Annotated in this window: 15 protein-coding genes and 1 tRNA gene; 4 read left to right on the forward strand and 12 right to left on the reverse strand. The window is 67.1% G+C overall.

The features are described 5' to 3' along the window. Positions 1-38 precede the first annotated feature (38 nt). A tRNA-Ile gene (locus tag GJG85_RS28815) sits at positions 39-117 on the forward strand. 310 nt (positions 118-427) lie between these two features. Further along, positions 428-1,978: a phospholipase D family protein gene (locus GJG85_RS28820; RefSeq protein ID WP_204384133.1), complete on the forward strand. Its 1,551-nt coding sequence runs from the start codon at positions 428-430 to the stop codon at positions 1,976-1,978. Between the two features lie 7 nt (positions 1,979-1,985). On the opposite strand, the gene GJG85_RS28825 is transcribed toward GJG85_RS28820, so the two are convergent. After that, on the reverse strand, positions 1,986-3,512 hold the full coding sequence (locus tag GJG85_RS28825) for a PLP-dependent aminotransferase family protein (protein WP_204384135.1): 1,527 nt from the start codon (positions 3,510-3,512) through the stop codon (positions 1,986-1,988). A 237-nt stretch (positions 3,513-3,749) separates the two neighbouring features. On the opposite strand from GJG85_RS28825, the gene GJG85_RS28830 reads away from it, so the two are divergent. Then, positions 3,750-4,400 (forward strand): pyridoxamine 5'-phosphate oxidase family protein, encoded by a 651-nt coding sequence (locus tag GJG85_RS28830; protein ID WP_204384489.1) that lies wholly within the window; start codon positions 3,750-3,752, stop codon positions 4,398-4,400. Positions 4,401-4,542: 142 nt separating this feature from the next. Here GJG85_RS28830 and GJG85_RS28835 read toward each other — a convergent pair whose 3' ends face one another. The 11 genes from GJG85_RS28835 to GJG85_RS28885 form a co-directional block, all read right to left on the reverse strand. After that, positions 4,543-6,378 (reverse strand): S53 family peptidase, encoded by a 1,836-nt coding sequence (locus GJG85_RS28835; protein WP_089489142.1) that lies wholly within the window; start codon positions 6,376-6,378, stop codon positions 4,543-4,545. A 628-nt stretch (positions 6,379-7,006) separates the two neighbouring features. Further along, positions 7,007-7,345: a hypothetical protein gene (locus tag GJG85_RS28840; protein ID WP_235356134.1), complete on the reverse strand. Its 339-nt coding sequence runs from the start codon at positions 7,343-7,345 to the stop codon at positions 7,007-7,009. Further along, the gene (locus GJG85_RS28845) at positions 7,342-8,034 is read right to left on the reverse strand and encodes a response regulator (protein ID WP_050011324.1); all 693 of its coding nucleotides are present in this window, start codon (positions 8,032-8,034) and stop codon (positions 7,342-7,344) included. Before GJG85_RS28845 ends, GJG85_RS28840 begins: the two co-directional genes overlap by 4 nt. A gap of 101 nt (positions 8,035-8,135) precedes the next feature. After that, on the reverse strand, positions 8,136-9,566 hold the full coding sequence (locus GJG85_RS28850) for an efflux transporter outer membrane subunit (RefSeq protein ID WP_089489144.1): 1,431 nt from the start codon (positions 9,564-9,566) through the stop codon (positions 8,136-8,138). A 4-nt stretch (positions 9,567-9,570) separates the two neighbouring features. Continuing rightward, positions 9,571-12,714 (reverse strand): efflux RND transporter permease subunit, encoded by a 3,144-nt coding sequence (locus GJG85_RS28855; RefSeq protein ID WP_124630544.1) that lies wholly within the window; start codon positions 12,712-12,714, stop codon positions 9,571-9,573. 20 nt (positions 12,715-12,734) lie between these two features. Beyond that, positions 12,735-13,895 (reverse strand): efflux RND transporter periplasmic adaptor subunit, encoded by a 1,161-nt coding sequence (locus tag GJG85_RS28860; RefSeq protein ID WP_050011321.1) that lies wholly within the window; start codon positions 13,893-13,895, stop codon positions 12,735-12,737. A gap of 401 nt (positions 13,896-14,296) precedes the next feature. Then, entirely contained in the window at positions 14,297-14,908 is a 612-nt protein-coding gene (locus GJG85_RS28865; protein WP_050011320.1) for an ankyrin repeat domain-containing protein, read from the reverse strand. Between the two features lie 79 nt (positions 14,909-14,987). Continuing rightward, on the reverse strand, positions 14,988-16,523 hold the full coding sequence (locus GJG85_RS28870) for a catalase (RefSeq protein ID WP_050011319.1): 1,536 nt from the start codon (positions 16,521-16,523) through the stop codon (positions 14,988-14,990). Positions 16,524-16,758: 235 nt separating this feature from the next. After that, positions 16,759-18,246, reverse strand: coding sequence for an efflux transporter outer membrane subunit (locus GJG85_RS28875; RefSeq protein ID WP_204384136.1), 1,488 nt, complete (start codon positions 18,244-18,246; stop codon positions 16,759-16,761). A 13-nt stretch (positions 18,247-18,259) separates the two neighbouring features. Beyond that, on the reverse strand, positions 18,260-19,849 hold the full coding sequence (locus GJG85_RS28880) for an MDR family MFS transporter (RefSeq protein WP_050011317.1): 1,590 nt from the start codon (positions 19,847-19,849) through the stop codon (positions 18,260-18,262). Then, positions 19,842-20,960 carry an HlyD family secretion protein gene (locus GJG85_RS28885; RefSeq protein ID WP_124630539.1) on the reverse strand — a complete coding sequence of 373 codons (1,119 nt, stop codon included), beginning with the start codon at positions 20,958-20,960 and terminating at the stop codon, positions 19,842-19,844. The genes GJG85_RS28880 and GJG85_RS28885 overlap by 8 nt, the downstream gene beginning before the upstream one ends. 91 nt (positions 20,961-21,051) lie before the next feature. On the opposite strand from GJG85_RS28885, the gene GJG85_RS28890 reads away from it, so the two are divergent. Further along, positions 21,052-21,888, forward strand: coding sequence for a CerR family C-terminal domain-containing protein (locus GJG85_RS28890; RefSeq protein WP_204384138.1), 837 nt, complete (start codon positions 21,052-21,054; stop codon positions 21,886-21,888). The last annotated feature ends 24 nt before the right edge of the window (positions 21,889-21,912 follow it).

Consider the following 21,912-nt stretch of genomic DNA (forward strand, 5'->3'; position numbering starts at 1 on the left):
TTGCCGGGGTGGCGTGTAGCACGCTTTGCTTCTCGTCTGGGCCCCTAGCTCATGCTTGGTTAGAGCAGCGAACTCATAATTCGTTGGTGCCGGGTTCGACTCCCGGGGGGCCCACCAGATTCGCTTCCACGGTTGTCCGGGGGAAGCCGCGAAACCCGCGATGCCGCACGGCGTCGCGGGTTTTTCTTTTGGGGCGCGGGACGCATGTGTCGACCGTATTGAACGCGTTCGCGCCGGCGCCGCCTGTCGCATCTTCGCCACCGCGGAAACACGGAAAGCGTGCGGCCCCGATATCAATCGAAGTATGCTGTGGCGCGATCCGGTCGCACGCTGCTCCGTCGCGCGCGCACCGATGACCCGCGCCGCGCTCCGTCCGGCAGCCAGAACAAACACAATCCGACTTCGCCCGACAGTGGGGGCGGCCAACATGATCATGCTGCGTTCGTGGGGTGCGATTCTGTCGTTGTTGATGCTTGTCGCGTGCGCGAGCCTGCCGCCGCAGGCCGACCGCGCGCCGACGCATGCATTCACCGATACCGACGATACGCGCCTCGGCGCGGCATTTCGCCAGCAGGCTGCCGCGCATCCGGGGCAGGACGCGTTTCATTTGCTGACCGATCCGGTCGACGCGCTGGACGCGCGCGTGCTGCTCGCCGACCGCGCCGATCGCTCGCTGGACCTTCAGTACTACATCTGGCACGACGACCTGACCGGCCACGAACTGGCCGATGCGGTCATGCGCGCGGCCGATCGCGGCGTGCGCGTGCGCGCGCTGCTCGACGATCTCGGCACCAACGCGGACGACCGCAAGCTGCTCGAGATCAGCGCGCATCCGAACATCGAGATCCGGCTGTTCAATCCAGTGGCCACGCGCCGGTTCAAGAAGATCGGCACCGTATTCGAGTTCTCGCGCGTCAACCGGCGCATGCACAACAAGGCGATGATCGCGGACAACCAGGCGGCGATCGTCGGCGGTCGCAATATCGGCGATGAATATTTCGGCGCATCGTCGATGCTGGAATTCGGCGATCTCGACGTCGTCGTTCACGGCCCGGTCGTGAAGGACATCTCGACCGAATTCGATACGTTCTGGAATTCGCCGTATGCGTATCCGGTCGATACGCTGGTCGGGCACGATGCGGCGCCGGGCGGGCTCGACCGCGAGCGCGAACGGTTGCGCGACTACCTGAGGGCGATGGAAGACAATCCGTACGTGCTCGAGGCACGCCAGCGGCTCGACCGGATCGTTCACGGGCAGGGCACCGAATTGTCGTGGGGGCATGCGACGGTGCTGTACGACGATCCGTCGAAGATCGCGCACCCGCCGAAGGACCGCGACGGGCACCTGATGCCGCAGTTGCGTGCGCTCGCGTTGCAGCCGCAGCACGACCTGCTGATCGTGTCGCCGTATTTCGTGCCGGGCAAGGATGCCGTAGATCGGCTGCGCGCGCTCGTGGCGCGCGGCGTGCGCGTGACGGTGCTGACCAATTCGCTCGCGTCGACCGACGTGGCGGCCGTGCATGCCGGCTACCGCCGCTATCGAAGCGATCTGGTGAACGCGGGCGTGCGGCTTTACGAGCGCCGGCCATCGGGCGACAAGAGCATTTCGAAGCAGGTCATCATCGGCTCGTCGCGTGCGTCGCTGCATGCGAAGACCTACGTGTTCGATCACACGAGCATTTTCATCGGGTCGATGAATCTCGATCCACGCTCGCTGAACCTCAATACGGAGATCGGCCTTTACTGCGAGAGCCCGGCGATCGCATCCCAGGTGGCCAACGATCTGGAAGCGCGGCTCGACCAGATCGCATGGCGCGTGGAAGCGAGAACCGACGCGGCTGGCAAAGGGCGGCTCACGTGGGTTCAGACGGACGCGGACGGGAAGGTCACCGAGATCGACCACGAGCCGGAGGTATCCGCCGGGCGGCGGATGGAAGTGTGGTTCCTCGGGCTGTTTCCGATCGAATCGCAACTGTGAGCGATGCTCAGCGCCGCGCGCGGCGGTGCTCGTCGATGACGGCTGCGAACTGCATCGCGGCTGTCTCGATCGTCGCGTCGCTCAGCCCTGAATAGCCGAGCACGAAGCCGTTGTAGCGGCGGCCGTTGCCGCGGCGGCCGTTGCCGCGGCGGCCGTTGCCGCGGCGGCCGTCGCCGCGGCGGCCGTCGCCGATGCAGTAGCTGCTCAGTGGTTGCAGCAGCAAGCCATGGGCGGCGGCAGTGCGCGCGACGTCGGTATCGTGCAGCGGCATCGCGAGATCCGCGGAAAGATGCATGCCGCCCGGGCTTTCCCGCACGCTCAGCGACGTGCCGAGATGGCGGGCGAGCGCCGCTTCGAGGCTGCTGCGCCGGTCCGCATAGCGCGCCCGCATCTTCCGCAGATGCCGCGCAAATAGGCCGGTATCGATGAATTCAGCCATCGCCAGCTGGTCGGCCGGGTGGCCGCGATGGACGAGTTCGCGCAGCGTTCGGGTGAAGCGTTCGACCAGCACCGGCGGCACCACCATGAAACCGAGCCGCAGCGCCGGAAACATCGTCTTGCTGAACGTGCCGAGATAGCACACCGGCGCGTCCGCCTGTAGGCCCTGGATCGCGGGCAGCGGCTGGCCGCCGCGACGGAACTCGCTGTCGTAGTCGTCCTCGATGATCCACGTGCCGCATGCACGGGCATGCTCGACGAGCGCCGCGCGCCGCCGGGGGCTCATCAGCGTGCCGAGCGGGTACTGGTGCGACGGTGTCGTATAGATCAGCCGGGGCGGGTGGGTGCGCCACTGCGCGTCGGTTGGCGCCATGCCCTCGCGATCGACCTCGATCGGCACGGGAGTCAGGCCGGTCGAGCGGAACGCAGTCCTCGCGCCGTTGTAGCAAGGGTTCTCGAGCCAGCCGTATTCGCCGGGATTCGCCAGCATCCGCGCGCACAGTTCGAGGCTGCCCTGCGTGCCGTCGGTGATGAATACCTGCGCCATGTCGCAGCGCACGCCGCGCGACACGCGAATGTACGCGGCCACCGCGCGCCGCAATTCGGGCAATCCTTCGACCGGACCGTACGCCAGCCGGGCGGGCGTGATGGTCTTCCATGCGCGCTCGACGCAGCGGCGCCACTGGGCAACCGGGAATTCGTCGAGGGACGGGAGGCCGGGAACGAACGGCAACATGCGTTCGGGCTCGGGATCGGCGTTCTCCAACCCTTGCACGCGCGCCGACAGGTGAACCGGCGCAGGGCCGTCTTCCTGTCCGGCGCCCGGGCGGCCGCATCCGTCCCATCGCGTGATCGTGCCGTTGCGCGTGGCCGCCACGAAGCCTTCCTCGGCAAGACGCTCGTACGCATAGACCGCGGAATTGCGCGCGATGCCCAGCTCGGCCGCGAGCACGCGGGTCGACGCGAGCCGCGTGCCGGGCGGAAGCTGCCCGTCCAGCAGCATGTCGCGCAGGCTCCGGTAGAGCGCTTCCTGCTGGCTATGGGTTGTCGCGCCGTCCTGTCTGGCAAGCGATGAGATGAGCAGCGCGAGATCCATGGGCTGGTTCCAGAAATTTTCCTTGTGCTGGTTCTTTCGAAGACGCGTCGCGCGTCGTATCGTTCATGCTTGCGCGGCGCAGGCCGGTTCGCACACATGGCTGGCGATCGGCGCAACTCGCGGTGTGCGCGTATTTTGCTCGATTCGGCGCGCGACTGTCGATGGGCGGGGCAACCACGCGCTGAGACACGGATACGGCACGATGCCGATACAATTCATTTCGCAGTACAGATATATATGAGCAACCAGACCACTCTCTCTTCCACGCCGCGCACGACCATTCGCCGTCTGCCTGAACTGGCGAGTCGCGATCGCACGATGCTCTACCGCATCGTGGACGACGCGTACGTCTGTCACATCGCGTTCGGCGACGGGCAGAACACGCACTGCATCCCGACCGCACACTGGAGGACGGGCGATGCGCTCTATATCCACGGGTCCAACGGCAGCCGAATGATCAAGGCGCTGTCGGTCGGCGCGCAGGCTTGCGTCGCGATGACGCTGCTGGACGGTCTCGTGCTGGCCAGGTCCGCCTTCAACCATTCGATGAATTATCGATCGGCGGTGATCTACGGGCCGTTCGACGTGGTCGAAGGCAGTGAGGAAAAACTCGCCGCGCTGGATGCGTTGATGGACAAGATCGCGCCGGGCCGCAAGCATGAAGCGCGGCCGGGCAATTCGAAGGAAATCAATGCGACCAGCGTGCTGCGGATTTCGATGGCGGAAGCGGCCGTGAAAATCAGCGATTCGCTGCCGTCCGCCAAGGAAGAGGATCTCGGGCTGGCGGTGTGGGCCGGGATCCTGCCGCTGAAGACGATACGCGGCGCGCCGGTGCATGCGGGCGGCACCGTGCCGGTGCCGGATTATGTCCGGGACTGGGCCGATTGAGCGGCGCGGCGGGGCTCGCATCGGAGAGGCGAGATGACGCCGCATGCAGAAAACCCGCGATGGCTTCGCAGCCTTCGCGGGTCGTCAGACGCGGTTGCGTACGATACGTCGCGCTTGCGCAACCGCAACGGTCAGCGACTCATCAGCGCGCGAAATCCGACGTGCTCTGGATGAACGCGTTCAGCTTCGAGATGTTCACGCTGCCGAAGCCCGTCGTCGCATCCCAGCCGGCCTTCGCCTTGTAGCCGTAGGTGCCGCTGCCGTTGTTGCCGGACGTGACGTCGTGCAGCAGCGCCGCGTTGGTCGGGAAGTACTTGTAGATGCTCGACGCGGGGAACCCGAGCGCATTGTTGTTGGCCGACTGCAGCCGCGCCCAGATGCCCGTGAAGATCGGCGCGGCGAGGCTCGTGCCGCCTTCGTTGTTCAGGTACCCCGAGCCCCACAGCGTGTCGGACGTCTGACCGTTCACGACGAGAATCGCACCCGTGCGCAGGTCGGCGTCGAAGCCGACGTCGGGCAGCGCACGCTTGGTCGAGCCGGTGAGGGTCGACGATTGCCACGTCGGCGCGGCCTCGTACTTGCTGTACCCGCCGCCCGTCGACCACACGGTGCCCGACTGCCAGCTCGGATCGTTCCAGACGATTTCGCTGTTGTACGCATTGGTCGACGTATTCGTGAACAGCGTCGTGCCGCCGACCGCGATCACGTACGGCGACGTGGCCGGCTCGCTCACCGTGTAGGTCGAGCGCGACGGCTTGCCGCTCGCGCATTCGTACGCGCCGTGATCGCCGGCGGACACCGAGAAGGTCTGCCCTTGCGCGACCGCCTGCTTGAAGATGGTGTCGTCGGTCGCCTGCGAGCCGGTACTGTACGCGGACGATTCGCACACGCCGAGCGATACGTTGATCACCTTCGCGACGTTGTCGGTCACGGCCTTGTTGTACGCGGCGGTGATCGCGGTGAGCGTCATCGACGGCGCGACGTAGAACACGACCTGCTTCACGCTGCCGCCGGCCGTGCCGACGATCGACTGGCTGTCGAGGTTCCACTCGACGGTGCCGTCGGTGTCGGTGTACGAGCTGCCGGCTGGGCCCGTCTTCACGATGCTGCTGCTGATCGTGCCGAGGCCGTTGTTCGCGGCGAACGTATTGAGGTCGCTCACCGTCTGCGACAGATCGCCTTCGGAGATGATGCCGACCGTGGTCTGCGAAGCCGTCGGCGTGCCGTCGCCGCCGTAGATCGACGAGAACTCGGTAGGGTTGTGCGGCACCGCCGACGCGCCGGCCGGGATCGTCAGGTTGCTGGTGTTGCCTTGCGGCGTGCCGCCCGCGCCCGTATGCACGAGCTCGACGTTCTGCAGGCCGAGCACCGCGCCGACGACGTTGCCGATCGCGTTCGGCACTTGCGCGGCGTCGGTGTTCGCATAGACGCTGCGGCCGTTGCGCGTGAAGCGCTTGAGGGTCGTGCGGAATGCGGACTGGACGGTCCCCGCGGTGCCGGACGCGGAGACCAGCAGCCGGTTCGGCGCGACCACGATATTCACGAAGCCGGCCTTGCGCAAGTGGGCGACGACGGACGCGACCTGCTGGTCGGTCGGTGCGTATCGCGCGGCGAATTGCGCAGGCGTGAGGAACTGCCGGTAGTGCGGCGAGCCGGGCGTGTGCAGGTCGCGCAGGTATTGGTCGAGCTGGGCTTCGTTGCGCAGGTTCAGCCCGAGCACGATGTCCACCGATTCGCCGGGCGCCATGTCGATAGCCGACGCGGCAGCGGCTGCCGTGCTCGCGGCGGGCGCGCCGGCCGTGCCGGCTTCGTTCTGCTGCACGAGCGGCAGGAACCCTTTGGTGCGCGTTTCCGTCCAGCCGGCCGCAGGCGCGGCATGGGCGGTCGCCATGCCGAACGAAGCGGCGGCGGCCGCGGCGGCGAGTGCGAGATTGACGGCGCGAATGTGCTTTTGTTTCTTGTTTGCAACCTGATTCATTTGAATTACCCCTCCGGTTGAACAACGAACGGCACGAACAACAACGGTCGACAGCGGTGCGGGTCATGCACCGCCGTTTTCTGTCGCATACGGGCGGATGGCACGGACGCGACAGGGCCTTTCGCCCGATCCGGAAAGCGGGTTTTCTCCGGAGGCGAAATACGGAAAACGCGGTAACGGGAAGGCTGCGCCGCAGGGCGGGGCAGTCGCGCCGGAGTCGGCGCGGGCGGGATTGCTAGAGCAACAGCTTCGTTGTCCTGCTCATTTGATTCGGTCCTTCGGCCCGCTGCCGGATGGCAGCCGTCCAGTGAAATGCATCGGGATACTGCACGCGCCGGCGGACGAACGAATCATTCGGCGGCGCGTACTTCGGTGCAGCGGAAGCGAAAAAATGTGGAGCGGAATCGATTACGTGGCGGGCAATCCGTCGGATTGCTTGCATCGGACGGTATCAAGAACGAAAGCGCGATGTCAAACTTTTTCTGATTATATGAAACAAAATTAAATCGAATAAGGCGCAATGATTTTGAAAGATCGGCGGCATTTTGTAATGTTCGAAACCGGTAACGCAGGTAATGCCGAAAGCGACTCGCCGATCCTTTCCGATGCGTGTTGAAACGGCCGTTCGTTATCGAGGAAATGTTCGAATCGCCGGCGCCTGTCGTTCGGCCACCTGAAGGTCTTCGACGCACCGGAACAGCGCGTCGACATGCTGAAGCAGCGCGTCGTGAGAGGCAGCGTGCGCATCGGTGGCGAGCACCTTGATGGCGTCGAGCCGGGTTTGGAGTTCAGTGAGCTGGGTGCGCGTGACGCGGTTGCGGCCGGCGACGGGGGCTGCCGCATCAGGTGGATTCGTCGATTGCATTGGATGAGTCATCTCATTGAAGTGCTCGATGAAGCGCGCGAGGTCGGCCGGGCAGCCGTCGCGGGAAACCGTGCGCGCCGACCGATCGCCGGCCACGATCACTGCGCGCCCCGCAGCCGGTAGCCGACGCCGCGCATCACTTCCGGCATGCCCGGTGCGCCGGCCTGTTCGAGTTTCTTGCGCAGCCTGCAGATGTGGCTGTCGACCGTGCGTTCCAGCGCGCTCACGTCGGCCATGCACGCATCGAGCAACTCGCCGCGCGTGAACACGCGGCTCGGCGATCTCGCCATGTGCGCGAGCAGCCGGAACTCCGTCAGCGTCAGCGTGATCGGCACCTCGGTGTCAGCCGTGCGCACGCGGGCCAGATAGCTGTCGGTATCGATCTCCAGGTCGCCGACGCGCAGCATGCGCTGGGCCGGCGGCGCGGCGGACCGGCGCAGGATCGCGCGCAACCGCGCGACGACCTCGGCCGGGTTGAACGGCTTGACGATGTAGTCGTCCGCGCCGGCGTGCAGCGCCTGCAGCCGGTCGAGGTCGCGATCGAACGCGGTGACGACGACGACGGGCGTGTTGTCGCGCCGCCGCAGCTCGGCGAGCACGTCCCAGCCGTTTTTCTGCGGCATCTTCACGTCGAGCAGGATCAGGTCGGGCTTCAGGTGCGGCTGCATGTCGAGCACCGCTTGGCCGTCGGCGACGCGGTAGGTGCGAAAGCCGTCGCGTTTCAGGTACGCATCGAGGATGTCCGAGATGTCGGGCTCGTCTTCTGCAATCAGTATCAGGGAATTCGTCATGGAGTGTGCCGTGCGATGTCGAACAATCGGGGCGGCCCATTGCCGGGCGCGGGGCGCGCCGTTCTGCCACGCTGCTGCGCGGGCGGAGCGGCGCCGTTCGTTCAGTTCTGCACCACGTGCTTCGACGGTGCGACGTCCTGGTCCGTCAGGCCGCCGCCGAGGGCCTTGTACAGCGCAACGGCATTGCCGAGCTCGCTGCGGCGCAGGTCGAGCAGCGCCTGCCGTGCCGCATAGAGCTGCCGCTGCGAATCGAGCAACTCCAGCCGCCCCTCGACACCGGCGCGATAGCGCAGATTCGACAGGTCGGTGCGGCGCTCGGCCGAGCCGACCACGCGCGTCTGCGCGTCGATCTGGCGGCCGAAGGTTTCGCGTCCGGCGATGCCGTCGGCCACTTCGCGGAACGCGGCCTGGATCGCGCGTTCGTATTCGGCGACCGCGCCGGACTTGCGCACTTCCGCGAGGCGCAGCTCGGCACGCAGCCGGCCGCCCTGGAAGATCGGCACCGTGACCTGCGGCGCGAAGCTCCATACGCGCTGCCCGCCGTCGAACAGGCTGCCCATCGCGGGGCTGAGGAAGCCGATCGACGACGTCAGCGACAGGCGCGGGAAGAACGCGGCGCGCGCGGCGCCGATGTCCGCATTCGCGGCGACGAGGTTTTGTTCGGCCTGCTGGATATCCGGGCGACGGAACAGCAGTTCGGACGGCAGGCCGGCCGGCAATTGCGTCATCACCGGTTGCTGCTGAAGCGGCAGCGGCTCGGGCAGATCCTTCGGCAGTTCGGCGCCGACCAGCACGCGCAGCGCATTGCGCGCCTGCTCGACGGCGCGCGTGCGCGCTTCGAGATCGGCCGTCGCGCTCGCGACCTGGCCTTCGGCCTGCGCGATGTCGACGCCGCTCGCCTGATGCGCTTCCTTCAGGCGGCGCGCGAGATCGAGCGACTGCCGCCAGTCGGCGAGCGTGCGCTCGGACAACTGGCGTTGCTCGTACGCGAGGCGTTCCGCGAAGTACGCGTCGGCCACGCCGCCGACGAGCGAGATCTGCACCGCGCGGCGGCCGTGATCGGTCGCGAGGTAGCGTGCGAACGCGGCATCCGACTGCGACTTCACGCGGCCGAACAGGTCGATCTCGAACGCGCTGATGCCGACGTTCACGCCGTACTGGTTCTGCGTCGTGCCGAACAGCGGCGGATTCGACTGCGTGTCGTCCGACGTACGCTGGCGCGTGAAGTTCGCGCCGGCGCCGATCGACGGCAGCCGCGCGGCGCGCTGGATGCCGTACTGCGCCTCGGCGGCCTCGACGTTCAGCGCCGCCACGCGCAGGTCGCGGTTGTTGTCGAGCGCGAGCTCGATCAGGCGCTGCAGGCGGCGGTCGCCGAACATCGTGCGCCAGCCGAGGTCGGCGGCATTCGCGTCGAGATCGGCGGCCGCGGCGGCGGTGTAGGCCGTCGGCACCGGCATCGAGGGTTTGACGAGCGTCGGCGCGAGCGAGCAGGCCGACAGCGCGAGGACGAGGGGAAGAATAAGCAATCGCATGGCATCAACCTTCCTGTCCGTGAGTCGGGGCGGCCGGCTGCTTGCGGGACGCCCGCCATGCGCCGATGCGCTCCTGGATGCTCATCACGAACACAAAGAAAACAGGGACGAAGAAAATGGCCAGGACCGTCGCGGTCACCATGCCGCCGAACACGCCGGTGCCGATCGCATGCTGCGTCTCGGCGCTGGCGCCGGTCGCGATCATCAGCGGCACGACGCCGAGGCCGAACGCGAGCGAGGTCATCAGGATCGGGCGCAGGCGCAGCTTCGACGCCTGCACGGCTGCCTCGATCAATCCCTTGCCTTCCTCGCGCAACTGCTTCGCGAACTCGACGATCAGGATCGCGTTTTTCGCGGACAAACCGATCACGGTGATCATCCCGACCTTGAAGAACACGTCGTTCGGCAAGCCGCGCAGCAGCACCGCGCCGATCGCGCCGATCAGGCCGAGCGGCACCACCAGCATCACCGACAGCGGAATCGACCAGCTTTCGTACAGCGCGGCGAGCACCAGGAACACGACGATCATCGACAGCACCATCAGCATCGGCGCCTGCGACGCCGACTGGCGTTCCTGCAGCGACTGGCCGGTCCACTCGACCGCGAAGCCCGGCGGCAGTTGCGCGGCGAGCCGTTCCATCTCGGCCATCGCCGCGCCGCTCGACTGGCCGGGGGCGGCGGTGCCCGAGATCCGTGCGGACGGATAGCCCTTGAAGCGCACCATCTGCAGCGGCGTGTCGGCCCACACCGGGCGCACCACCTCGGACAGCGGCACCATGCCGCCGGCCGCGTTGCGCACGTACAGCTTCATCACGTTGTCGATCTGCATGCGCGCCGGCGCGTCGGCCTGGATGATCACCTGCTGCATGCGGCCTGCGTTCGGGAAGTCGTTCACGTAGGTCGAGCCCATCGCAGTCGACAGCGTGTCGCTGAGCGTCGTGAACGACACGCCGAGCGCCTGCGCCTTCGCGCGGTCGATCTCGAGGCGGATGCTCGTGCCGGCCGGCAGGCTGTCCGGGTACACGCCGGTCACGACCTTGCTTTGCGCGGCGAGTTCGAGCAGCTTGACTTCCGCTGCCTTGAGCGCGGCCGTGCCCTGGTTCGCGCGGTCTTCCAGACGCATCGAGAAGCCCGAGCTGTTGCCGAGCTCGTCGATCGCCGGCGGCAGCAGGCTCATCACCGTGCCTTCGGTCACGCCGGCCATCGCCTGCTGCGCGAGCATGCCTTCCTCGAGCGTCGATGCGCCGCCGCGGTTCTTCCAGTCCTTCATCACGGACCAGTTGATCGCCGCGTTCGGACCCTGGCCCGAGAAGCCGTAGCCGATCACGGAAATGCTCGACTGGATTGCCGGACGCGAAGCAAGATGCTTCTCCAGCGTGTTGACCACGTCATGCGTGCGCTCGGCGGTAGCGTCCGCGGGCAGCAGAAAGCTGGTGATGAAGTAGCCCTGGTCCTCGTCCGGCAGGAACGACGACGGCAGGCTGCGGAAACCGAACACCAGTGCGCCCGCGATTGCGACGAACACGAGCATCACGCGGCCGGTGCGGCCGACCAGGCGGCCGACGCGCGTCTCGTACCAGGTCGTCAGGCGATCGAAGCGGCGGTTGAACCAGCCGAAGAAGCCGCGCTTTTCGTGATGGCCCGGTGCGAGCGGCTTGAGCATCGTCGCGCACAGGGCCGGCGTGAGCGTCAGCGCCAGCAGCGCGGAGAACAGGATCGACACGGCCATCGACAGCGTGAACTGCTTGTAGATCACGCCGACCGAGCCGCTCGCCATCGCCATCGGCAGGAACACCGCGGTCAGCACCAGCGTGATGCCGATGATCGCGCCGGTGATTTCCTTCATCGCCTTCGACGTCGCGTCCTTCGGCGACAGCCCTTCCTCGGCCATCAGGCGCTCGACGTTCTCGACGACGACGATCGCATCGTCGACGATGATGCCGATCGCGAGCACCATGCCGAACATCGTCAGCACGTTGATCGAGAAGCCGGTCAGCAGCATCACCGCAAAGGTGCCGAGCATCGCGACCGGCGCGACGATGGCCGGGATCAGCGTATAGCGCACGTTCTGCAGGAACAGATACATCACGAGGAACACGAGCACCATCGCCTCGAACAGCGTGGCCAGCACCTTCTCGATCGAGATCTTCACGAACGGCGACGTGTCGAGCGGGATCGAATAGCTCATGCCAGACGGCATCGACTTGCTCAGTTCAGCCATGCGCGTGCGGATCGCGTCTGCGGTCTTCACCGCGTTGGCGCCCGGTGCGAGCTGGACGCCGGCGAGGGTGGCCGGCTTGTTGTTCTCGCGGCTCACGAACATGTAGTTTTGCGAACCAAGTTCGACGCGCGCGACGTCGCCGAGCACGACCTTCGAGCCGTCCGCGTTCGCGCGCAGCACGACCTTCGCGAATTCCTCCGGCGTCGTGAGCTGACCTTGCGCGGTCAGCGGCACGGTCACGCGCTGGCCCGGCAGCGCGGGCAGCGCGCCGAGGCTGCCCGGCGCGATCTGCACGTTCTGCTGGCCGATCGCGGTCGTCAGGTCGTTCATCGACAGGCCGAAATTGATCAGCTTCTGCGGATCGACCCAGATGCGCATCGCGCGCTCGGAGCCGAATTGCAGCACACGCCCGACGCCGTCGATGCGCCGCAACTCCTCGGACACGCTGCGCGCCATGTAGTCGGCGAGCGCGCCTTCGTCGAAGCGGCCGCTGTCGGAGCGCAGGCCGATCAGCATCAGGAAGCCGGACGATGCGGATTCGACGATCAGCCCGTTCTGGCGCACCGCGGCAGGCAGGCGCGGCTCGATCGACTTGATCTTGTTCTGCACGTCGACCTGCGCCATCTCAGGATTAGTGCCGGGCTTGAACGTGACGGTGATCTGCGCGCCGCCGGACGTGTCGGCCGACGATTCGAAGTACAGCAGGTTCTTGACGCCGGACAGTTCGCGCTCGATGAGGCTCAGCACGCCGTCGTTCATCGTCTGCGGCGTGGCGCCGGGATAGGTTGCGGTGATCGTGACGGACGGCGGCGCGACCGACGGATAGCGCGCGACCGGCAATTGCGGGATCGCGATCAGCCCCGTCAGGATGATGAAGAGCGCGATCACCCACGCAAACACCGGGCGTCGGATAAAGAATTCAGCCATGGCTGGAGGCTCCTCGTGACTCAGTGCGCGGACGCGGTGGCGGCCGCGTCAGGCGACTTCCAGTCGGTCGCGGCCGCCGGCGCGCCGTCGGTCAGGCGTTCCATGCCTTCGACGACGATCTTCTGGCCGGCCTGCAGGCCCGACTTGATGCGGTAGCTGCGGTTCGTCAGTTCGCCGACCTCGACCGCCTTCAGGTGCGCGATGCCCTTTGTGTCGAGCACCCACACCTGCGGCTTGCCGCCGGCGCGCACGATGGCCTGCTGCGGCACCATCACCGCGTTCGCGTAGTGCGCGCGCGGAATCCGGGCACGCACGTACATGCCCGGCAGCAACTGGCGCTTCGGGTTGTCGACCAGCACGCGCAGCAGCACGTCGCCGGTGCCCGGATCGACGTTGACGCCCGAGAACAGCATGCGGCCCTTCACGTCGTAGCGGGTGTCGTCGTCGCGCAGCACGTCGACCGGCAGGCCGTTGCGGTCCGACGCTTGCGGCTGCGACGCGAGCGCGCCGCGCAGCGCTTCGAGCGACGCGGCCGGCTGGCGCACGTCCACGTACACCTGGTCGATCTGCTGGATGCGCGCCATCGGCTGGCTGTCGCCGCTCGACACCAGCGCGCCTTCGGTCACGAGCGCCTGGTCGATGCGGCCGGCGATCGGCGCTTCCACGGTCGCGAACTTCAGGTCGAGCTGGCGGCGCGCGAGCGTCGCGCGGGCCTGCGCGACGTCGGCCGCGGCCTGGTCGCGTTGCGATACGGCGTCGTCGTACACTTGGCGGCTGATCGCATCGGCCTCGACGAGCGGCTTGAAGCGTGCGGTCTGCACCTTCGCGCGTTCGAGCGCGGCCTGTGCCCGCTGCAGCGACGCGGCGGCGGTATCCATCTCGGCCTTGAACGGCGCCGGATTGATCTGGAACAGCGGCTGGCCCACGCGCACTTCGGTGCCTTGTTCGAACAGCCTGCGCTGCACGATGCCGCTCACCTGCGGCCGGATCTCGGCCACCCGCACGGCCGCGACGCGGCCCGGCAGGTCTTCGGTCACGTCGACGCGCATGGCGGTCACGGTCATGGCCGCGACCGGAGTGGCCGGTGCGGCGGCCTGCTGCTCGGCCGGCCCGCAACCCACCAGCATCGCCGCCACCAGCGCGCATACGGCGCCGTGGCAGCATCGTTTCTGATTCTTCATAGCGACTCCAGGAAGCGCAGGCAGCCCACTGCCTGCTTTGACGGGGCGGAGTGTGCTTGGATTAGTTGGGGGCTTTGATGCGGAAAGATGGAGATTCGATGGAGGCGGCGAAAGGCGCCGAAAGGAGGGGGAGCCGAAGCGGAACGCCCGGACGAACAGGGGGCGGCGCGGTGTTCATGCGCGCGGTGTTTCGGCTCGATGCGCGCGTCGGTTCGCGTTGGTGTTTAAAGATCGAGCCGGCAGGGCGGCCGGGCGGACTGGCCGACGAGGCGGTGCGTCTGCGCTGGCTGGCGACGACGGGACCGCAGGGCGCACACGTGCGCGACAGGGCGCGGGCATCGCGTGATGGCGACGCGGATGGAGGTCAGCGAATGCGTCGCGCCATTTGACGCGTAGTCGCGCTACTGTTTTGCGCCGGCCTTCCGCAGTGCGTCCGCGGCATACGTGTTGTCGTGCGTCAGCGCGAGCTGAAGCAGCGACTGGCCGCGCCGGTCGACATGGTTCGGATTCGCGCCATGCGCCACGAGCAGCGGAATCAGCTCGAAGCGGTTGAACAGCGTCGCGAACCCCAGCGCGGTTTCGCCGGCGCCGTTCGTCTGGTCGATCGGGCAGCGCGTGTCGATCAGGCGTCGCGCGATGTCGGGTTCGTTCTTGAACAGCGCACCCATTAGTGCGGTGTTGCCGTGACGATCGCCGGCGCACGCGTCGGCGCCGGCCGACAACAGGTAGTCGAGTGCGGCGGGCTGGCCGTCGTACGACGCGAGGATCACGGCCGTGTAGCCGTGGCTGTCGGTCGCGTCGACCGGATAGCCGGCGTCGTGCAACGCGCGCAGGATATCGACGCGGCCGACGCGCGCCGCGTCGAACCAGTCGTCGTCATAGCGGCGCAGCGCGGCAGGGTCGGCCTTGCCGTACGTCGGCCGGTCGGGCAGGTGCGCGCAGCCGGCGAGCGCGGCCAGCGCGAGCGCCGCCGCGGCCGCGCGGATCGCGTGGGGGAAGCGTTCGGATCGCATGAGAGTGTCCTGATGAAGTGGCCGGGCCGACGTGGGCGGCGCGAGCGCACACGTCGGCAGCGACCGGAGCCGCGAGGGATCAGTTGTCGCTCAGCTTCGCCGCGAGCGACTGCACTTGCTGGACGTTCGCGTGAACGGCCTGCGCGAGACGCGTGCCGTAGTCGGCGTCGGCCTTGTAGAAGTACGACAGCATCGCGTACTGGTTCTGCGCGTTCTTCACCTGGCCGAGATCGCCGGACAGCGCGGTGACGAGGTCGTCCTTGTCCTGCTGCGACAGGCTGCGGTAGTACTCGCCGGCCTGACGGAACGGCAGCTTCTTGCGGATCGCTTCCTGCTGCGTCGTGCCGCTGAGCGCCATGCGGACCGACTTGTACTGCGGATCCTGCGCGAGTTCGTTCAGCGTCGACGGTTCGTAATTGACCTCGCCCTTGCGGTCGCCGGCATTCATCTTGCCGTCCTGGTTGTTGTTGACGACCGGCACGACCGGGCGGTTGATCGGCAGATCCATGTAGTTCGCGCCGAGCCGGTACAGCTGCGTGTCGGCGTACGCGAACAGGCGATCCTGCAGCATCCGGTCTTCGGACGGTTCGATCCCCGGCACGAGCCGCGACGGCGCGAACGCCGATTCCTCGGTCGACTGGAAGTAGTTGTCGGGCACGCGGTTGAGCGTCATCGTGCCGATCTTGCGTTCAGGTACGCCGGTCCACACCTTCGTGTCGTCGAGTGCGTCGAAGTCGAAGCGGTTCAGGTCCTTCGGCGTGAGCACCTGCACGTACAGGTCCCACTTCGGGAAATCGCCCTGTTTCAGCGCGCCGTACAGATCGTTCGTCATCAGGTTCCAGTCGCGACCGATCGATGCGGCGATTTCTTGCGGGCGCAGGCCGTGCACGCCTTGCTGGCTCTTCCAGTGGAACTTCACGTAATGCACGTCGCCTTGCGCATTGACGAACTTGAATGCATGCACCGCGAAGCCGTCCATGCGGCGATACGAATCGGGCATGCCTTCGTCCGTGTACAGCCGCGTCAGCATGTGGGTCGCTTCGGGCGTGTGCGCGAAGAAGTCGAACGCGAGGTTCGGGTCCTGCACGCCGGTCACGGCGCTCGGTTTGTTCGCGTGCACGAAGTCGGGGAACTTGATGCCGTCGCGAATGAAGAACACCGGCCAGTTGATGCCGACCATGTCCCAGTTGCCCTGCTGCGTATAGAACTTCACCGCGAAGCCGCGCGGGTCGCGCGCCTGCTCCGGCGAGCCGCGATAGCCCATCACGGTGGAGAAGCGCACGAACACCGGCGTGCGGGTGCCCGGCGTGAAGACTTTCGCTTTCGTCAGGTCGGAAATGTCGGCGCTCGGCACGAACTCGCCGAACGCGCCGGTGCCGCGCGCATGCACGACGCGTTCCGGAATGCGTTCGCGATCGAAGCGCTGCAGTTTCTCGATCAGCGCGGAGTCCTGCAGCAGTACCGGGCCGGCCGGGCCGGCCGTTTGCGAATTCTGGTTGTCGCCGACGGGCGCGCCGGTGTCGCGCGTGAGTTCGGCGGCGTACGGAGAGGCGGAGAGTGCGACGCAGATCGCGGCGACTGCGTGCCGCAGCACGCGATGGGAAGATGAGGACATGACGATGGAACTCCTTGAATCCGATCGGTGGTGGGGAAGCCGACTGAATTAGAAGAGATCGTCAGACGATTGGCTAATTGATATTCGATATGTTTTCGATAGCCGTGGGGCGATGCGGTGCGAGCCTGTTTGTTGCGCAAGAAACCAAGCCGTATTGTTGCGCGCGCAATGAGTTATTGCCGGATTGTTTCGATGAGGATGATGTATCGGCCGTGCATGATTTTCGGCCGCGCAGTCAACCGGCGCTTGCCTGCCATCCGAGCCCGAGGCTCTTCTGCACCGACACATAGTCCTTGATCAGTTCGGCCTGCCCGGCGATCACGTTCTGCTGCGCGGACAGCGCTTCGCGTTGCGTATCGAGCAGGTCGATCATCGACGCGACGCCCGCGCGATAGCGCTGGTCCATCAGCGTGCACGAATGCACGGCCGACGTCTGCACCTTCGTCAATGCGACGACGTGCTCGCGCTGATGCCCGTAACGCTGCAGTGCGGTATTGGCGTCCTGCAACGCACCGAGCACGGCCTTCTGATAATTCGCTTCCGCTTCGTCGCGCGACGCTTCGGCTGCGCGCACCGCGCCGCGCGTACGCCCGAAATCGAGAATGTTCCATTGCAGGTATGGTGCGCCCACCCAGGTGAAATTCTGCTTGCGGAACAAATGGCCGGGGTCGGTCGCGCTGAAGCCGAGATCGCCGAGCAACGTCACCTTCGGGAAATAGTCGGCGACGTGTTCGCCAATCTGCGCATTGCTCGATGCGAGCCGGCGTTCGGCCGCGCGGATGTCGGGGCGCTGTTTCAGCAGCGTGGCCGGATCGCCGATCGCGACGCTGCCGGGCAGCGTCGGCAATGCGGCGTCCAGAGTCGACAGCGCGGCGTCCAGCGCGCCCGGCGCGCGGCCCGTCAGGATCGCGAGCCGGTCGAGCGATTCGGTCACCTGGGCATCGAGCGGGATCAACGACGCGCGGGTGTTCTCGACCTGCGTGGTCAGCCGCTCGATCTCCGCATCGGCCGCGACGCCGCGCGCGCGCCGCTGCCGCGTGAGTTCGAGCATCTGCTGCTGCAATTGCGCGGTGCGCCGCGACAACGCAAGCCGTTGCTGCTGGTCGCGCAGGTCGACGTACGCATTCGCGACTTCGGCCGCGATCGACACCTGCGTGTCGGCGAGATCGGCATCGACGGCCTCGGCTTGCGCGGACGCGGCTTCGACCGCGCGGCGCGTGCCGCCGAACAGGTCGATTTCCCACGTCGCGTCGAAGCCCGCCGAATAGAGTTGCAGCGGGCCCGCGCCGCCGAGCGACGGCGACGTGCTGCCTGGTTGTTCCGAGCCGTTCGACGGCAGCAGCGAGCCGAGCGCGCCGACGTCCGGTTCGCGCATGCGGATGGCCGCGACGGTGGCCGACGATTTCGGCATCTGCGCGGCGCGCTGTTGCGAGAGCTGCGCGCGCGCCGCGCGCAAGCGCGCTTGCGCGGCGTGCAGGTCGGGGTTGTACACGAGCGCGGCAACGATCAGCTCGTCGAGCTGGCGATCGTTCAACGCGTGCCACCACGCGCTCGGCGCGGGCGCGGCGGTGTCGACGCCGGTGGCAGGCGCACGCACGAAGGTCGGCGCATCCGGCGCGGCGGGCGCGCCGCGATAGTCGGGGCCGACCGTGCAGCCGGCGAGCAGGCACGCGGCCACGCACAGGGTGAGCACGGGGCGGCGGGGCAGGGAGAAGGATTTCATCGCGTATGACGGGTCAATGGCCGGACGACATCGGTTGCGGGCCGCGCGGCGGCGTTCTCAGCAGCAGCGCGAGCGGCACGCAGGCGAGCAGCGCGAGGCCCAGCAGATAGAAGGTTTCTGAATAGGTCATGACGACGGCCTGGATCTGGATCTGCCGCGCGAACTGGCCGAGCGCGCGCATGTTCGAATACGCGAGATCGCCGGTGTGCGCGAACCAGTTGGCCGCATAGGCCGACAGGCGATCCTGACCGATCAGCGAGTTCGCGCTCACCGATTCGCGCAGCACGGCCGTATGGAAGGTCGTGCGGCGGTCGATCACGGTGCCGATGATCGCGAGCCCGATCGAGCCGCCGAGATTGCGCGCCATGTTGTAGAGCCCGGCCGCGTCGCCCGAGTCTTCGCGCGCGACGGCCGCCATCGACGCCTGGTTGAGCGGCATCATCGCGAGCATCTGCGCGAGGCCGCGGATCAGTTGCGACCACACGAAATCGTGGCCGACGCTCTGCGCGGTCAGGCTGATGTCGAGCATGCAGCTCAGGCAGAACAGCAGCAGCCCGGTGATCACGAGGATGCGGAAATCGACCTTGCCGAGCAGGCGCGGCAGGATCGGCATCACCAGAAAGGCCGGCAGCCCCGACAGCAGCATGATCGCACCGGCCTGTTCCGCGTTGTAGCCGGCGACGATCGCGAGGAACTGCGGTAGCAGGTAGGACACGCCGTACAGCCCGGCGCCCACCGCGGACACGATCACGATCACGCTCGCGTAACGCGGGTTGCGCATCAGCGACAGCCGCATGATCGGCCGCTTCGCGAAGCGCTGCGACAGCGCGATCAGGACCATCCCGACGAACGACACGACGCTTAGCGTGACGATCATCTGCGATTCGAACCAGCGTTCGCGCTGACCTTCCTCGAGCACGACGGTCAGCGAGCTCAGGCCGATCGCGAGGCCGAGGATGCCGAGCCAGTCCGCGTTGAAGAACGCACTCCATTGCGGGCGGTCCGACGGCAGGCCGAACACCAGCAGCGCCATCAGCAGCAGGCACACGGGCAGGTTCAGGAAGAAGCACCAGCTCCAGTTCACGTTTTCCGCGAGCCAGCCGCCGAGCACCGGACCGAACAGCGGCCCGAGCAGCACGATCAGGCCGAACAGCGTCATCCCGACCGGCAACTGCGACAGCGGCAGGCGGGTGCGGATGATCGTCTGCGCGGTCGGGATCAGCGCGCCGCCGGTGAAGCCCTGGCCGATCCGGCCGGCGATCATCATCGGCAGCGAATGCGACCAGCCGCACATCATCGAGAACGCGATGAACAGCGCGGAGTTCGTCAGCAGGAAATTGCGCAGCCCGAACACGCGCGTGAGCCACGCGGCGAGCGGGATCATCACGATTTCCGACATCAGGTAGCCGGTCGAGATCCACGTGCCTTCGGTGCCGGTCGCGCCGATTTCGCCCTGGATCTGCGGCAGCGCGGAATTCGTGATCGAGATGTCGAGCGTCGCCATCAGCGCGCCGAGCGCGCCGGCCGCGACCGCGATCCAGTCGGTCACGCTCGCGCGGCCTTCGTGCGGCGGCATGGGTATCGTGGCGGGCGTATCAGCCATGATGCTGCTCGTCGCGCACCGAGCGCGTATCGACGTCGACCGTCACCGACAGCCCGGGCAACAGCATGCGTTGCGCGCGAGCGTTCGCGGCGAGGCGGATGCGCACCGGCACGCGCTGGACGATCTTCGTGAAGTTGCCGGTCGCGTTCTCCGGCGGCAGCAGCGCGAACTGCGCGCCGGTGCCGGGCGCGAAGCTGTCGACGACACCGGACAGCGGGCCGTCCGGCAGCGCGTCGACGTGCAGCTCGACGGGCTGGCCGATGCGCATGTTGCCGATCTGCGTTTCCTTGAAATTCGCGACGAGATAGATCGAATCGACCGGCACGACGGTCAGCAGCCGCGTGCCGGGCTGCACGTATTGGCCGACGCGCACCGTCCGGTCGCCGACGCGGCCCGCGAGCGTGCTGCGCACGATCGTATTGTCGAGGTCGAGCTGCGCCTGCGCGGCGCTGGCCTGCGCGGCCTCGAGCTGCGCGCGCGCCTGCTGGAGTTGCGCGGTGAACGACGCGATCTGCGTGCGGGCGGCGGCGATGGACGCGTTGTTCGCGGCGAGCGTCGCCGCCGCCTGGTCGCGCGTGCTCTTCAGGTCTGCCACGCGTTCGTGCGTTTCGGCGCCGGTCGCCGCGAGCGGCGCATAGCGCGTGTATTCGTCGCTCGCATGCTGCGCGTTGATGCGCGACACCTTCGCCTGCGCGTCGGCCTGGTCGAGATTCGCGCGCTGCTGGCTGATGTCGGCCTCGGCGCGCGCGATATCGGCGCGACGGGCGTCGACGGTCGCCTGCGCTTGCGCGAGCGCCACCTGGTACTGGCGGACATCGAGCCGCACGAGCGGATCGCCGGCCTTCACGGGCTGGTTGTCGCGCACGTAGACGTCGGTCACGTAGCCGGCGACCTTCGGTGCGGCGGTCATGCTGTCCGCCTGCAGGTACGCGTCGTTGGTGCTTTCGATGAAGCGGCCGACCGTCCACCAGCGGCCGAGCCACACCGCGCCGCCGACAGTCGCGAGCACGGCGACCGCGAGCAGGACGCGCCGCCTCGTTCCGCCGTTGCGAGGTTTTGTTCCGTTTTCCTGACGATCTGCTTTCTGTGGCGGGTCTTGTGGCGTCGACATGCGGGATCCAATTTATTCCAAGTGGAAGAATTATTCCAGTTGATAAAATTGTGTCAAGTAGAATGTCGATCGAGCGAATGACGAGGAAGGCATGAACGAAGCGAAGAAGCTGCGCCGCACGTCGGCGGGCGGCTACGCGCGCGGCGACGAAACGCGTCAGCGGATCATCGAGGCGGCGATCGAACTGTTCGGCGAACGCGGGTTCGCGGGCGCGTCGACGCGCGAGATCGCCGCGATGGCGGGCGTGAACGCGCCGGCGCTCCAGTACTACTTCGAGAACAAGGAAGGCGTGTACCGCGCGTGCGTCGAGACGATCGCCGAGCACGGCTGGCAGGTGTTCGCGCCGGCGGTCGGCCATGCGCGTGCGATGCTCGACGCCCACGCGAGCGTCGATGCGCTGATCGATGCGTTCATCGGGCTGCTGCGGGCGCTGTCGGACCGAATGTTCACCGCGCCGAAGACGATGAACCAGCGGATGTTCTTCGCGCGCGAGCAAGGCGGCCAGGAACCGGCGAGCGCGAGCGAAATCCTGATGAAGCGCATGCGCAAGCCGCTGAACGACGTGAGCGCGGAGCTGATCGGCCGCATCTCGGGGCGGCCGGCCGACGATGCCGTCACGCGGTTGCGCGCGCTGAGCCTGTTCGGGCAGATCACGGTGTTCCACATCGCGCAGCGTTCGGCGCTGCAGTTGCTCGAATGGGACGCGTTCGAGGGCGAACGCGCGGCGTTGGTGACCGACACGATTGCCGACCAGACGCGCGTGCTGCTCGAGCAATGGCATGCGCAGCGCGATGCGGGGGCCGCTGGTCCGGAAACCGCCGCGAAGCGCGGGCAGGGTGCCGCGGCGAAACGACGTGCGGCGAAGCCGGGGGCCGCACCGCCCGCCGCGAAAAGCACGGCGCGCGTGAAGAAGCCCGCCGCGCGTTGAGCGCCGCCGGTCACCGGCCCCGGG

The sequence above is a fragment of the Burkholderia sp. MS389 genome (assembly GCF_016899425.1).
Classification (GTDB): domain Bacteria; phylum Pseudomonadota; class Gammaproteobacteria; order Burkholderiales; family Burkholderiaceae; genus Burkholderia; species Burkholderia sola.

What these genes read in the sequence shown, in the direction of transcription:
- GJG85_RS28820 (WP_204384133.1), top strand. Translation starts at nt 428, where the DNA reads ATGATCATGCTGCGTTCGTGGGGTGCGATTCTGTCGTTGTTGATGCTT.
- GJG85_RS28845 (WP_050011324.1), bottom strand. Translation starts at nt 8,034, where the DNA reads ATGACGAATTCCCTGATACTGATTGCAGAAGACGAGCCCGACATCTCG.
- GJG85_RS28880 (WP_050011317.1), bottom strand. Translation starts at nt 19,849, where the DNA reads ATGGCTGATACGCCCGCCACGATACCCATGCCGCCGCACGAAGGCCGC.
- GJG85_RS28875 (WP_204384136.1), bottom strand. Translation starts at nt 18,246, where the DNA reads ATGAAATCCTTCTCCCTGCCCCGCCGCCCCGTGCTCACCCTGTGCGTG.
- GJG85_RS28885 (WP_124630539.1), bottom strand. Translation starts at nt 20,960, where the DNA reads ATGTCGACGCCACAAGACCCGCCACAGAAAGCAGATCGTCAGGAAAAC.
- GJG85_RS28890 (WP_204384138.1), top strand. Translation starts at nt 21,052, where the DNA reads ATGAACGAAGCGAAGAAGCTGCGCCGCACGTCGGCGGGCGGCTACGCG.
- GJG85_RS28860 (WP_050011321.1), bottom strand. Translation starts at nt 13,895, where the DNA reads ATGAAGAATCAGAAACGATGCTGCCACGGCGCCGTATGCGCGCTGGTG.
- GJG85_RS28855 (WP_124630544.1), bottom strand. Translation starts at nt 12,714, where the DNA reads ATGGCTGAATTCTTTATCCGACGCCCGGTGTTTGCGTGGGTGATCGCG.
- GJG85_RS28835 (WP_089489142.1), bottom strand. Translation starts at nt 6,378, where the DNA reads ATGAATCAGGTTGCAAACAAGAAACAAAAGCACATTCGCGCCGTCAAT.
- GJG85_RS28830 (WP_204384489.1), top strand. Translation starts at nt 3,750, where the DNA reads ATGAGCAACCAGACCACTCTCTCTTCCACGCCGCGCACGACCATTCGC.
- GJG85_RS28825 (WP_204384135.1), bottom strand. Translation starts at nt 3,512, where the DNA reads ATGGATCTCGCGCTGCTCATCTCATCGCTTGCCAGACAGGACGGCGCG.
- GJG85_RS28870 (WP_050011319.1), bottom strand. Translation starts at nt 16,523, where the DNA reads ATGTCCTCATCTTCCCATCGCGTGCTGCGGCACGCAGTCGCCGCGATC.
- GJG85_RS28850 (WP_089489144.1), bottom strand. Translation starts at nt 9,566, where the DNA reads ATGCGATTGCTTATTCTTCCCCTCGTCCTCGCGCTGTCGGCCTGCTCG.
- GJG85_RS28865 (WP_050011320.1), bottom strand. Translation starts at nt 14,908, where the DNA reads ATGCGATCCGAACGCTTCCCCCACGCGATCCGCGCGGCCGCGGCGGCG.